Genomic DNA, 13,587 nt, shown 5'->3' with positions numbered 1-13,587 from the left:
ACAAGCATAGGCTGACGCAGTTAAGTCCAGCTTTATTTTTTTGGATAAATTATGGAGATGTACCATCCGTGAGGAGACCCAAATTATACGTTTTATCCCACTGAAATTAGTTTTATGAAGTATTAACTCCCAAAAAATACGTTAAGAAGTGATATAATATAAATGATTAAGAGTAAATAGTTATAAAATATGCTCATTTGTTGTAGAATGATGAGCGGGAATTTCTAACTGCGAAAAATACAGTTAGGGTTGAGCCCCAAATATCCCCCACTTTTGGCTACTTATCATGTTTTAGTTTAATGCTAAAATGGGAAGTTATTTCGGACTCGATCTTTAATTAATGAACATTTCAGTTAAAGAGGTATGTAATAAAAAATGAGCATAGTTAAAGTACGAAATATTTTTCTCATCGGACCCATGGGTGCAGGTAAAAGCACTATAGGTCGTGCTTTGGCAAAGGAGCTCAAGTTAGAATTTTTTGATTCGGATGAAGTGATTGAAGAACGTGCTGGCGCAGATATATCTTGGATTTTTGATATTGAGGGCGAAGATGGGTTCAGGCGCCGCGAACAAAAAGTTATTGAAGAACTAACTCAAAAGACTAACATTGTTTTGGCAACTGGTGGAGGAGTCGTAATTACTCCTGAAAACAGAAATGCATTAGCAGGGCGTGGAACAGTAATTTATCTTAAAACTTCATTACAGCAACAGTTCGAAAGAACTAAGCGCGATACGAAACGTCCATTACTACAGACAAATGATCTTGAAGGAAGATTGGAGTTATTGAGAGACGAACGCGAGCCATTCTATAATGAATTAGCTGATGTTAGCTTTGAAACAGATAAATTAACAGTCAAAGCAGTTGCAAATAATATAATAAAATATATTTATGGCGAACTTTGAGGTTTATGATCAAGTTGATGTATCTTTAACGGAACATCAATATCCTATTATTATTTGTCGCAATGGTTTGCAAAAATTTGATTTTCTGCGAACCATTGTCACGTCTTCACAGATTCTAATTGTTACCAACCAAACAATAGCTCCTTATTATTTAAAACAAGTGCAGGCTGCTTTTGCGGATACTCAGTGTGATGTGTTGATTTTAAAAGATGGAGAGCAATATAAAAATCAAGAAAGTTTATTTACCATTTATGATGCATTAATCCAGCATAAACACCATAGAGACACAACGTTAATCGCTTTAGGTGGAGGAGTGATTGGAGATATAACTGGGTTTGCAGCAGCAACATACCAGCGAGGAGTAAAGTTTGTTCAAATTCCTACTACATTACTCGCCCAGATCGATGCTTCTATTGGTGGGAAAACGGCGATTAATCATGCTTTAGGTAAAAATATGATTGGTAGTTTTTATCAGCCTCAAGCCGTAATTATTGATTTGGCTACATTAAACACTCTTCCCGAAAGAGAGTTTCGTGCGGGTTTAGCAGAAATGATCAAATACGCTCTACTTGCTGGCGGTGATTTTTTTAAATTGCTCAATGAAACACTTCAGCAGGGGCTAACTGCTAAGAGCCCTCAGTTACCTCATTTAATTGCTGAGTGTTGCCGTATTAAAGCTCAATTTGTAGAAACCGATGAAAAGGAAGCAGGGCAACGAGCCCTACTGAATTTGGGTCATACTTTTGCACATGCATTGGAAACATATACCCATTATCAGCAATGGTTACATGGTGAAGCGGTAGCAATTGGCTTATACTGTGCGACAGTTTTGTCGCATAAAATGCAGTTGGTTGATAAGCAATTAGTGGAGCAAGTTGAGCAAATTCTACATAATGCAGGTTTGCCACATAAAATTCCAAGTACTGTAAATTTGAAGAAACTCAAAGAATTGATGCAATCGGATAAAAAAATTAAAAATAACTGTTTACGCTTTGTGGTACTTAAGAAGCCCGGTGATTGTTATCTTGAAGCTGGAATAACAGAGGATTGTTTGTATAATGCACTTGTTGAGGCTGTAAGAGGAGAATAAAAATGAAAGAGGGAATGGTTCAGTCTGATGTAACGGCTGTAATTCAACCAAGAGTATTGTTTAAACCAGGATCTTGGCTTGCTAAGATTGACTTCATTAATCATTTGATTCTTTTTAACAATGTGCTAATTACGGTTTTATCTGAGAAAGAGGGAGGTAAAACTTCATTTAATACTTTGTTGCAAAGTAATTTAGATCAACAAATTAAATCTGTGAGTATAGCAGTTAAACCTCCTTGCAGTAGAGAAAGCATAATTCAGGAGATTGTAACTCAACTCCACCTTAATCAAGATGAAAATACAGACCTTAGTTCATTAGTAGCTCAAATTAATGAGCGTAAAGCACATGTGTTGCTGTTGATCGATGATGCGCAGCATTTACCAGAATCTTTAATTAAAGAAGCAATGTTGGCAATAAAGAATCAGGAGAATTTTAGTTTCTTCCATCTTTGCCTTATATCGGATTATTCAATTGTTGCAACACTTAACAATTTAGTCGCCTCGTTTTTTGATAATTTGGTACATACTATAGAATTGGGTGCTTTGAATGAAAGCGAAACAAGAACATATGTCTTGCAACGTGCCATGGCGGCCCATTTGATCAGCAAACCATTAACTGATGCGCAGTTTAAGCAATTGTATCAATTGACCAAAGGGAATGTCGCAAAAATTAACAGCAATCTCGAAGCATTTGTATTTAAATGTGCTATGCAAAAGAAAAAAGAGCCACTGAAATGGGTAAAAAAAGCAGGTATTGCAGCCAGCATCGCTTTAATTGCAGGACTTTTTGGTTTTTACTTTGCTCAAAACTATAATCTTTCATCATTATATCATTTAGAGACAGTGACAAATGAAAATACAAGTGCAATGAATCAACAAGCACAACCCGAAGTGTTGGTGAGCCAAATTGCTCCTTGGCAGGAGTCTTCAACTCGACAATTGGTCTATTCAGCTTTACCGAAAAAACAAGATTTAGATGATTTTAATGATGAAATACCTAGCGATACTGTAGCCATTGTTGATAAGGTTGTGGTGATTCCTAAATTGCAAATAAAAAATCTGGCAGAACAAGAAGCTAGAATTCCCGAGTCTGAGTTTAAACGTGAGAGCCCTGAATCTGATCTCACGCGTGAATCAAAATTAGTTGAGATTCCAACTGCAAAACAAAATGAAAAAGAGCAATCTCCAAGCTCAAAAAACAACACTAATCTGTATACCATACAAGTTGCTGCCAGCCATAATAGAATAGATATAGAGCGTTTTCAGCAGAATAATAAATTACTCGCGCAAAATGCCAAAATAATGCATTTTACTAATGCAAAAGGCATTTGGTATGTACTGACTGTTGGTGAGTATGAAAGTAGGGCTGAAGCACAACGTAATATAAGTAAATTACCATCAAAGCTAGCTAAATTAAATCCTTGGGTTAGGCCCATGTCTAGCCTTGGTTAGATAAGAGTATTAATCCTATTAATATCAGTAGAACCGTGGCCTGGGTGGAGCGCAGCGTAAGTCGGGATTTGCGGCATATCTTTCCCGGGTTACGCTGCGCTCCACCCAGGCTACAATAAACCCAGATACATCCTACCCTTTACCTAACGAGTGCGTTAGTTGTTCAATACGTTCTTCCGCAGCTGCATAGATTTGCTTAAAAATGTCGAAAAAATCAGTAAAGGACAGTTTCTCTAAAGAATGAGCAGTTACACCATGAGGGGTAGTCACGCTGGCACGCAATTGGGCAAAAGAGCGTTCTGATCGTTTTGCTAATTCTGCAGCACCCAAGACGGATTCTAAGGCAATTTTTTCCGCAAATTCCTCAGGAATTCCTCTACTTATTGCTGCTTTTTGTAGTGCCTCAAGAAATAAAAAAACATAAGCAGGTGCACAGCCCACAGGAGCTGTTAGTGAGTCGATCATGGATTCTTGCTCTACCCAAAATGTATATCCGACTTCATTAAAAAGAGTTTCAACTAATCGCTTTTGTTCGGCAGTCGTCGAAGTACATGCAAACAACGCAGATGTTCCTTTACAAAATTCGATTGGGGTATTTGTCATTACTCGAACAATCCCCAGATCTTTTTTGTTGAGCCAACGTTTTATGCTGGCTATGTCTATTACGCCCGCCAAAGAAATAATTATGGGTTGTCTTTGTTGGATAGTTGGAGCAATTTCCCTACATACATCCTCCATAAACTGAGGTTTAACAGCAAAAATAAGGATCTCTGTATTTGTAGCTGCTTGAATATTAGTTTTTGCTGATAGAACACCTAATTCTTTAACCAATCGTTCGGATTTACTGGGATCTCGATTACTGAACGTTATAGAACTTGCTGGGTGCCCGCTTTTAATGAGGCCTCGTGCCAAAGCACTACCCAAATGGCCTGCCCCAATAATAGAAATGGTTTTATTTTTAAACATATTGTCTTATATTTCAAATTTTCTACAAAATACCAAGATGCATAGGTTTATGTCAAGAAATGAGTAGGATAGAGCTAATGAAAAATAATTTTTTTGCATTGAATATCTTATGTATCCTGTTACACTAAAAAATTAAAAAGATCGATTCTCTTTGCAGTGTTACTCGGATTTTGATGGGCGGCTGGGAGGTAAGTTAACTATTATGGACAAAGAATAATAATGAGGGAAATGGTACAAACACAACAAAAAGTTCATGTCGTGTGGCGTGATATTAATGGATGGAATTATTATTTTTTGTTGAAATTTGCACTTTTATGGGCTGGATATTTGAATTTTCATCCTTTTATTAATCTAGTTTTTTTGTCTTTTTTACTTTTCCCTTTGCCATCAATCGTTCTTCACCGTTGCCGCAACTGGTTAGCTGTTCCAATAGGAATTGTGGTGTTTTATCATGATACCTGGCTACCTGGATTAAGTACCATTATGGGGCAAGGTACAAATCTTCTTGCTTTTAGCCCTAGTTATCTCCTCGAGCTAGTAAATCGATTTATTAATTGGGAACTAATAGGGATAGCTTTTGTATTATTAGTAGCATATCAGTTTTTTTCTCAATGGATTCGCATTACTACGCTTACAGTAATTGCACTAACTTGGTTAAACATTATTACTCTAACTGGCCCTGCCATTAACCTTTTGCCTGTGCAAAGTAAAGTTGTTGCAAATAATGAACAAACTAAGGTGGGGACTAATCCAGGAATAGAACTTAGCAGTAATTTGCCGCCAACTAACGAGAACCTTAACACCTATTTGAATCAATTCTATGAACAACAGAAAGGGTTACATACTATTTTTCCAAGTTCTCTTCCTGCAGATGCTCAGCCTTTCGATATCATGTTTATTCAGATTTGTTCTCTTGCTTGGGCAGATATAGATGCGTCACATCTAAGAGATCATCCTATATGGAGCAAATTTGATATTATGTTTAATAATTTCAATTCAGCTGCATCATATAGTGGTCCTGCAGCAATCCGCTTATTGCGAGCGAGTTGTGGTCAAACACCACATGCTGATCTTTATAAACCGGTGTCTCAAGATTGTTATATTTTGGATAACTTGGCTAAACTTGGTTTTTCTCCTGAGTTTATGCTTGACCACGAGGGGAAATTTGGTGATTTTCTCGAAGAGATTAAAAATTTTGGTGGCTTAGATGATGTGCCAATGCTGCCGAGAACAGGTATTTCTCCTGATCTTGTTTCATTTGATGGAAAGTTGCTATCAGATGATGGGGAATTATTGACTCGTTGGCTCAAGCAATTAGATAGGTCAAAACAAAAAAGCAATGTTACCTATTACAATGAGATCTCTCTTCATGATGGGAATACTTATGTTGGTGATAGCACACCTGCGCCTTATGCACCGAGGGCACAAAAACTTTTAGATCAAACAATGAACCTTTTTACTGCATTAGAGAAGGCAGGACACAAAGCAGTTGTGATTTTTATTCCTGAACATGGGGCTAATCTTGTTGGCGATAAATTACAAATGCCAGGTTTGCGTGATATTCCTAGCCCAAGCATTACACATATTCCTGTTGGAATTAAATTTATTGGTTTGAAAGCTACGCCTACCCAAAAACAAATAAATGATCCCAGCAGTTATTTGGCTGTTTCAGAGTTAATGAATCGATTAGTTGATGGAAAGATATTTAATCAAGATAAGATAAGTTTAGAATCATTAACAAAAAATTTGCCCCAGACACCCTCTGTTGCATCTAATGAAGGTGTAACTGTAATGAAGTATCAGGACAAATTTTATATTTTATTAAAAGGTGACAGTAACTGGGTGCCTTATCCCTAGGGATTTCTTATTTGTGAACATGGAAGCAATTGGTAAATAACGATTTCCGTGATTTTGCACTCTTTATTTTGCCAATTAAATTCAACCTACAATAGATTCAAAAAAAAAAGAAGGCGTAGGTTTCAGGCATTGGCCCGACACTATAATTGCTCCGCACTGATTTTGGCGTATCAATTACTCCAATCTTTTATTTCCATATACGGACTTATCAATTAATTTAGACTAAGACAAGATACCTCATCTGAAGTTAGAATAGGGGACCAAGGGGATGATAGGCATGTCCATATCACCTTGCCAGCCTTCAAATGAATAACGAAGGAAAAGAGAGGCATGGCTTGGGGTGTAATCTGTTGATTGTTGAATATTGACCAATCCTCCAACAATAAAATGTGAACCAAGCCGACGCTCTACCAGTGCAAGTATAGAATAGCCATAGCCAGTGCTATTACCTCCGGTTTGGATGGAGTTTTGTGAATTGTCAAAATTTGGGATAAGGTTCGGCAATGGATAGGCTTGGATGTTTTTAGTTGTTGCGTACGACCAAGTTACAGTGCCACCTAATTCATAAGACCAGTTTGCAGTTCGTCTGCGATAATCAATTGGAATTGTGAACGACAAATAGAAATCCGGACTATAATACCCTCCTTGTCCAAGATTAAATCCATATAGGTTCTTATCATAGTGCCAAACCATATTGGTGAGCCCAACGATAAATCGTCGATTGTCCTCGTTGATTATTTTGTAATAATAGCCGTCCATTAGGAGAATACGCTGATTCGATTCTACATTTTTTCCCGTTAATTCACTACCAATGATATTAGCCCAGAAACCATTTGCTTCGCCTCGGTCATAACTAAGCGATAAAGTAAGCCCAGTTGCTACTACGCCACCCCATACAATTCCTGTATTTGGATCTCTTGCACCACCGAAAGAAAGTAATGAGTTAGTCATGGGGCGTTGTGAAGCAGTGATTGTCCAGCCGATATGTCGTATATCACCACTGTAATTGATACCGCCAATAAAATTATTTACTGGGAATCCTATAGGTGTTTGGCCAACATCAAATCCCCAAATCGAATTTTGCCATCCTCCGTCCCAACTGAGCCCATTTGCACGTTGCGTTATGTCTGTAGTACAGCCATTGATATTACAGGTACCAAAGTCGCTAAAATATACTCCATTAACTGTAGAAAAACTTCCTGCACTTAAACTAACTGCATCAGTTCTTAAGAATGCACGTCCGTTTGCATACCCCCAATCCGCTTGTGTCATTGTATCTTCGGCACGTAAATCAGAAGTTCCTGCAGTGCCTGTTAGCCGCCAGTAATCTTGATCGACCGTAATACGTGTTTCTTGTTGTTGATAAAGAAAACCTGCTTCAGATCGAATGCTGCGTTTAAGCCAATCATCTTCTATATGATTACGGGTCAACCAGGTATAATAGTCGTTGTTGTTAGGCCAAACGGATGTAATATTACTCTCGATCATGGCTTTTTTGTAATCTTCTTGCGCCAGTTTAGGCATACGAAGCTGTGTTTCCAAACGAGCAGCATCACGAAATATAAGCGCGGTATCTTGACTTGGTGCAGCATTGACGTTTTCTTGTTTAATGCGTTTAAAAATGCTTAATGCTTTTTGTGGATAACCTACGGCATTCCATGCATTTGCTAATCTTCTTTGCATGTTACGATTGAAGGTTAATTTCATTTTTTGTTGTTCTTCCAGCATTTGATACGCTTTTTTCTTGTCTCCCAAGGCGATGAGTGATTCTATAACTCCTAAGTTGGCATCAGCATTAAGTGGTTCGTGGGTCTTCACATCTTGATAATAATTCAGTGATGTTTTAAATGCACCGTCATTAAAAGCCCAATCAGCCAAAGTAAGCTTGATTGGTGTAGTTTGTTTTTGATTCATTAAATAGGCTACTGCAGCTTGTTTATCACCACGATTTCGCAATTGTTGTGCGTGTTGCAAAATCAATTCAGTAGTCAGACGTTGTGCCAATTGACGCATGCCTTCATTCCATTGTTTTTGTGGAATGGTATGAAGTTGATGCAGCGCTTGTTGTGATTTGTCCATACTCGATAAGTAAAGAGCATAAGCATATACTTCAGTCGGATTTTTTTTTTGTTTTGAGATCAACTTCTGAAACAGTTCATTTGCTTTTTGGGAATTACCCACATGATTCAATGCTAATGCGAAATGATAAGTTAACCAAACATCATTGGGGTCAATTTTCTCTGCCTGGCCGTACTTCTCTATTGCTTGCCTCCATAGCCTTTTTTTTGCAAATTGTTCCGCTTGCTCTTGTAACAGGGCGCTTTCCAAACTACGTCGAGGCTCATTAAATTTACTTTTCAGATCCTCAGGCAAACTATTCAGGTAATCCAGTGCTTTCTTCAATGATTGCCGTTTATAGATCCCTATAAGCCCATAAACGGCGCTACTCTTCCCTGGACTAATAAGCAAAGCTTGCTTATACGCTTTTTCAGCATCGGCAAAATTTTTGCGGAAAAATGCTACTTCACCTATTCCAACCCAAGCGAAATAATTTGTCTGATCTAGAAGGAGGGCTTGCTGATATCTTTTTTGAGCCAAATCCATATTACCTGTTCGAAATGCAGCATCTCCGTTAGATACCCATAATCCTGAAAGTCTTTCTTTAAGTCCATAAATCCAATTATCTAGATTGTTATTATTAGAATAAACTCCATGAGCATTTAAAAAATTATACAATGATTGCAGATGGTTGAATGCATTTTGATGCTGTGCTGGTATATAGGATACAAAACGCCAATATTCAGAACTTAATTCTAGGGTGGGAAAATCCCCATGAAAAAGAGCATCATATTGGGCTTTAGCCAAATCGAGATGTCCGGATATCGCCATTAGCCTTGCTTGCTGCAGTTTTTGTTTGGCTACAGGCTGAGTAAGAAATAAACTCATTTGAGCCTGTTTGTAATCATCGGAATCAGGTGCCTTTTGTTTTAATTCCTCAAGCAGTTCTTTTGCTAAAATGAGATTTTTTTGCCGTATTGCAAGTCTAATTCGTGCAGCGAGAACGTCAGGATCATTTGGTGCGATTAATTGCAGACGATCCAGTGAGTTCTTCACAAAATCATCTCGATAAAAGGTTTCACCCCAAATGACCTTATCCAACAAAAGTTGTTTCGGATTGAAATCATTAGCAAAAGCCTTTAGAGCTATAAAGCCAAACAATAATAAACCGAATTTTCTGAGCATTAGCTAATCCAATTATTTTGTCGAGCTATTTCTTTGGAGCTCTCGACTCCTGGTTGGTCAAACGAATTTATATTCCAAATCACCCCTTGGACAAAAATTTTATGTTCATATAAGGAAATCAATGAGCCAAGAGTTCTAGGTGAGCAATCGTTCAAGCAGAGAAGATTTAAAGGTATCCCGCCGGCAATATAACTGTGAGGATTCTCACTCTGATTACCACCTTTTGTTAAAACCTCCTTGTGAGCACGGCATATCTTATTAATTACATCATCCTCGAAAGTACGAAGACAAATTAAATCAGCTGCTATTTTATGAGTTCCTTGACACAACAGCTGATAGTAGCTGTGTTGTGCATGATTACCCAGGCCACCCCAGACAATGGGACCTGTCGCATAATCTATTCTTCGACCTTGTTTGTTTATTGATTTCCCATTACTTTCCATATCAAGTTGTTGAAGATAAGGAACAAAATTTTGTAAGTCTTGGGAATAAGTCATGACAAGCAAGTTATTTATGTTTAAAAAATTAATATTCCATATACCTAATAATGCCATAAGAACAGGTAAGTTTTTTGCAAAATGTTCGGTGCAAAAATGCATATCCATCCTGTATGCTCCAGTAAGGATTTCTGAAAAATTTTCAAAACCAATGGCAATACAGGAAATCAGATTAATCGCTGAACAGAAAGAGTAGCGTCCTCCAACCCAATCCCATATAGGAAGAATAGTTTCAAAACCCATTTCTTGTGCTTTTTCAACCTGAGCAGTGACCGCAATAAAATGCTGATTAAAATGTTGCTCCTGGTTCACCCACGACAAAGCCTTTTGAAAATGAGATAAGGTTTCTGGAGTAGTAAACGATTTAGAGGAAATAATAAATAGAGTGGTTTCCGGGCTAAGTTTTGCTGTAACACGTGAAAATGCATTAGGATCGATGTCGGAGATAAAATGAAACCCTAATTTGTCTGTTACGAAATCACTTAATGCATTAATACAAAAGAAAGGGCCAAGCATTGAGCCCCCAATCCCTATATTAACTATATCAGTAATGGATTTACCAGAATAACCAAGCCATTCCCCATTTCTAATTTTTGTAGAGATAAGCTTCATTGTGTTACGAACATTAGCTATCTCAGGAATAATATTATGTTCATTAACCCATATAGCCTTATTGTCTGGTGCACGAAGTGCTGTATGTAAGACTGGCCTATTTTCTGTATTGTTAATAGGCTTCCCACTAATCATTGCATTAATGTGTTCATGCAGATTACATTCATTGGCAAGCTCAAGGAGTGAATCCATAATCTGGGAATTAACATGTTGTCCACTGTAATCCAGGGTAATATTGTCATTGGATACAAAATTATCTTTTATTTCTGAGTTATGACTTGTGTATGTTTTGGCGTATTTTTCGAGTTGTTTCCAGGAGTTCATTTTTGTAAGCTGGTCCATATATCTTCTCAATCAAATTAGGGGCTGTTTCCATTTCTACTATCTTGGTCAAACTGTCCTGATTTTCTGCGCTCCGATGCTCACATACTTCATGTATGCTGCGCTTCGGTGCTCGAAAAATCAGATCATTTTGGCTCAAGCTAGCGAAATGGCCCATTTCTACTATCTTGGTCAAACTGTCCTGATTTTCTGCGCTCCGATGTTCACATACTTCATGTATGCTGCGCTTCGGTACTCGAAAAATCAGATCATTTTGGCTCAAGCTAGCGAAATGGCCCATTTCTACTATCTTGGTCAAACTGTCCTGATTTTCTGCGCTCCGATGTTCACATACTGGATGTATGCTGCGCTTCGGTGCTCGAAAATCAGGCCATTTTAGCTCAAGCCAGTGAAATGTAAACAGCCCTGTCTAAGCTAAAAGCCACTTGGAAAATTTTTCTCCCTCAGTTGGGTGTTTTTTTCCTAAATCTACATTCGCTTTTAGAAAACCGAGAACACTCCCACAGTCGTAGCGTTTCCCATCATAAGGTAGTGCTAAAACGGTTTCTTTTTTTACCAAACCATTAATTGCGTCAGTCAATTGAACTTCTTTATGTTCCTCTTGAGGTAATATTCTGATTTGTTCAAAAATACCTGGGGTAAGAACATAACGGCCTACAATTGCAATGTTTGATGCTGCTAGATGTGGTTTGGGTTTTTCCACTAGATGATGGATGCTTAAAAGGTTTTTATCCCACGGTGCACCTTGAATAATACCATAACATTCAGTTAACTCTTGAGGGATATTTTCTACCGCGACAATGCTATGGCCGTATTGTTCATACATTTTAGTTAATTGTCGAATCACAGGTGTTGTACTGGTCATTAAATCATCAGCAAGTATTACAGCAAAAGCCTCATTACAAACGATTTTTTCAGTACATAAAACGGCATGTCCTAACCCAAGAGGTTTTGCCTGGCGAACATAAAAACATTCCATATCAGGAGGTGTTACTGATTGGACTATAGACAACAGTTCATTTTTATCATGAAGACTCAGCTCATTTTCAAGTTGATAGGCCAGATCAAAATGGTCTTCAATAGCGCGTTTGTTATGACAAGTCACAAAAATCATTTGTCGTATGCCAGCTGCATAAGCCTCTTCAACTGCATATTGAATCAAGGGCTTATTAACCACAGTTAACATTTCTTTGGGGGCTGTTTTCGTTGCAGGTAAAAATCGAGTCCCTAAACCGGCAACAGGAAATACTGCTTTACGTATTGGTGGAAATGTAGCATTCATTGTTAATCTATCCATTTAATAACAATTAATATAGGATTTATCCACAATTCTACTATCTTTGCCAAAATGCTGCGTTTTGCTGCTCTATAATTGCAGTATTCTGCTTCAAACTAGCGAATTGTAAACAGGCCCTAGATTTTACAAAGTTACGTTTAAGTATGCACTTAAAATCTTTTGATTTATATAGTTTTTTAGCAATTTTTGTTATGGTTATTGTTTCTTTTTAGGAAAGGTTGTTTCAATGTATTCTTTAGATTGGCCTCGGGCTCATGGACTGCCTAAATCCACTGCTTATTTCAAATGTGCTCCAGAGGATTTTCAGGTAAATGAGTTTTTTGACAGTCCATTTACTGGTCATGGAGAACATATAGTTCTTAAAATTGAAAAAAGAGGGCTAACAACAGAACAGGTCGTTAAGTCATTATCCAAATTATTACATAAGCCTTTAAAAATGATTGGTTATGCAGGCTTGAAAGACAGGCAAGCATTAACAACTCAATGGCTAAGTGTTCATGCTCCAGGTGAGGAAATACCTGGAGTTGAGCAACTTGCAGCACCTGGCTGGCGCGTTTTGGAAAGTACTCGCCATCATAAAAAACTCAGGCCGGGATTTTTAACTGGCAATCAGTTTATTGTCCGCTTGCGAGAGGTTTCTCATAAAGATGATTTGCTAGAACGCATTGAACAAATTAGAATTTTAGGCGTACCCAATTATTTTGGTGAACAACGATTTGGTCGTGATGCAGGGAATTTATTAAAAGCTGAAGAAATGCTTGTACGCGGCAAAAAAGTTAAAGATCGATTTCTAAAAGGGATGTATTGTTCTGCAGCGCGCTCCTGGATTTATAATTTAATTTTATCGCAACGTGTTAACGCGCAGTGTTGGAATTCACCTCTTAATGGTGATGTCATGCAACTTTGTGGTTCAAACAGCATTTTTGTTATTGATCAGGTTGAGCCTAACTTGTTACAACGGATTAAAGACAAAGATATTTCTCCTGCTAGTCCCTTGCCTGGGAAAAGCAAACACAAGGCCAAAGGCGAAGCCTTACAATTGGTGAATCAAATTTACCTCGATTGGCAACCATGGTTGGCAGGTTTGGAGCAGTATGGGTTAGAGGAAGATTGGCGCGCTAATATAGTGCATGTGGGGCAATTTACGTGTGTGATTAAGGAGAATCTGGCTGAATTATCCTTTAGTTTGCCTGCAGGAGCTTATGCCACAGCAGTATTAAGAGAGTTAAGTCTTTATCAGAACAGATAATTCTTATATATTGCGAATTACTCACCCCATTCATATTGTCTTCTGCAAACCAACTATACTTTCTTTATAGAAAGTAGATT

The 13,587-nt window shown here is 37.8% G+C and carries 9 protein-coding genes; 5 read left to right on the top strand and 4 right to left on the bottom strand.

Annotated elements, in window-relative coordinates:
* The first annotated feature begins 375 nt into the window (after positions 1 to 375).
* From aroK to Lstg_RS04975, 3 genes are read left to right on the top strand one after another with little or no spacing between them, the layout of a single operon-like run.
* Positions 376 to 903 (top strand): shikimate kinase AroK, encoded by a 528-nt coding sequence (aroK, locus tag Lstg_RS04985; protein ID WP_058476563.1) that lies wholly within the window; start codon positions 376 to 378, stop codon positions 901 to 903.
* Positions 890 to 1,993, top strand: coding sequence for a 3-dehydroquinate synthase (gene aroB, locus Lstg_RS04980; RefSeq protein WP_058476562.1), 1,104 nt, complete (start codon positions 890 to 892; stop codon positions 1,991 to 1,993). The genes aroK and aroB overlap by 14 nt, the downstream gene beginning before the upstream one ends.
* Positions 1,994 to 1,995: 2 nt before the next feature.
* The gene (locus Lstg_RS04975; RefSeq protein ID WP_058476561.1) at positions 1,996 to 3,444 is read left to right on the top strand and encodes an SPOR domain-containing protein; all 1,449 of its coding nucleotides are present in this window, start codon (positions 1,996 to 1,998) and stop codon (positions 3,442 to 3,444) included.
* 132 nt (positions 3,445 to 3,576) lie between these two features.
* Here the strand turns inward: Lstg_RS04975 and proC are convergent, their stop codons facing one another.
* Positions 3,577 to 4,410: a pyrroline-5-carboxylate reductase gene (proC, locus tag Lstg_RS04970; protein ID WP_058476560.1), complete on the bottom strand. Its 834-nt coding sequence runs from the start codon at positions 4,408 to 4,410 to the stop codon at positions 3,577 to 3,579.
* Positions 4,411 to 4,638: 228 nt separating this feature from the next.
* Between proC and bcsG the strand changes: the two genes are divergently transcribed.
* Entirely contained in the window at positions 4,639 to 6,267 is a 1,629-nt protein-coding gene (bcsG, locus tag Lstg_RS04965) for a cellulose biosynthesis protein BcsG (protein WP_238585375.1), read from the top strand.
* Positions 6,268 to 6,504: 237 nt separating this feature from the next.
* Here the strand turns inward: bcsG and bcsC are convergent, their stop codons facing one another.
* The 3 genes from bcsC to galU all read right to left on the bottom strand — a co-directional run bounded on the left by bcsC (position 6,505) and on the right by galU (position 12,243).
* Entirely contained in the window at positions 6,505 to 9,510 is a 3,006-nt protein-coding gene (gene bcsC, locus Lstg_RS04960) for a cellulose synthase complex outer membrane protein BcsC (RefSeq protein WP_058476558.1), read from the bottom strand.
* On the bottom strand, positions 9,510 to 10,961 hold the full coding sequence (pgi, locus tag Lstg_RS04955) for a glucose-6-phosphate isomerase (protein ID WP_058476557.1): 1,452 nt from the start codon (positions 10,959 to 10,961) through the stop codon (positions 9,510 to 9,512). The genes bcsC and pgi overlap by 1 nt, the downstream gene beginning before the upstream one ends.
* 409 nt (positions 10,962 to 11,370) lie before the next feature.
* Positions 11,371 to 12,243, bottom strand: a complete 873-nt coding sequence (gene galU, locus Lstg_RS04950; protein WP_058476556.1) for a UTP--glucose-1-phosphate uridylyltransferase GalU — start codon at positions 12,241 to 12,243, stop codon at positions 11,371 to 11,373.
* A gap of 241 nt (positions 12,244 to 12,484) precedes the next feature.
* Here galU and truD point away from each other — a divergent pair, with 241 nt between their 5' ends.
* Complete coding sequence (truD, locus tag Lstg_RS04945) at positions 12,485 to 13,507, top strand: tRNA pseudouridine(13) synthase TruD (RefSeq protein WP_058476555.1); 1,023 nt, start codon at positions 12,485 to 12,487, stop codon at positions 13,505 to 13,507.
* The last annotated feature ends 80 nt before the right edge of the window (positions 13,508 to 13,587 follow it).

Origin of the sequence: Legionella steigerwaltii (assembly GCF_001468065.1) — a bacterium.
In the GTDB taxonomy this organism is placed as follows: domain Bacteria; phylum Pseudomonadota; class Gammaproteobacteria; order Legionellales; family Legionellaceae; genus Legionella; species Legionella steigerwaltii.
The sequence above is the reverse complement of the archived record's forward strand: the minus strand, read 5'-3'. Positions and strand labels throughout refer to the sequence as shown.

Coding starts and splice junctions, on each gene's coding strand:
- aroK (WP_058476563.1), top strand. CDS start 376: ATGAGCATAGTTAAAGTACGAAATATTTTTCTCATCGGACCCATGGGT.
- aroB (WP_058476562.1), top strand. CDS start 890: ATGGCGAACTTTGAGGTTTATGATCAAGTTGATGTATCTTTAACGGAA.
- Lstg_RS04975 (WP_058476561.1), top strand. CDS start 1,996: ATGAAAGAGGGAATGGTTCAGTCTGATGTAACGGCTGTAATTCAACCA.
- proC (WP_058476560.1), bottom strand. CDS start 4,410: ATGTTTAAAAATAAAACCATTTCTATTATTGGGGCAGGCCATTTGGGT.
- bcsG (WP_238585375.1), top strand. CDS start 4,639: ATGGTACAAACACAACAAAAAGTTCATGTCGTGTGGCGTGATATTAAT.
- bcsC (WP_058476558.1), bottom strand. CDS start 9,510: ATGCTCAGAAAATTCGGTTTATTATTGTTTGGCTTTATAGCTCTAAAG.
- pgi (WP_058476557.1), bottom strand. CDS start 10,961: ATGGACCAGCTTACAAAAATGAACTCCTGGAAACAACTCGAAAAATAC.
- galU (WP_058476556.1), bottom strand. CDS start 12,243: ATGAATGCTACATTTCCACCAATACGTAAAGCAGTATTTCCTGTTGCC.
- truD (WP_058476555.1), top strand. CDS start 12,485: ATGTATTCTTTAGATTGGCCTCGGGCTCATGGACTGCCTAAATCCACT.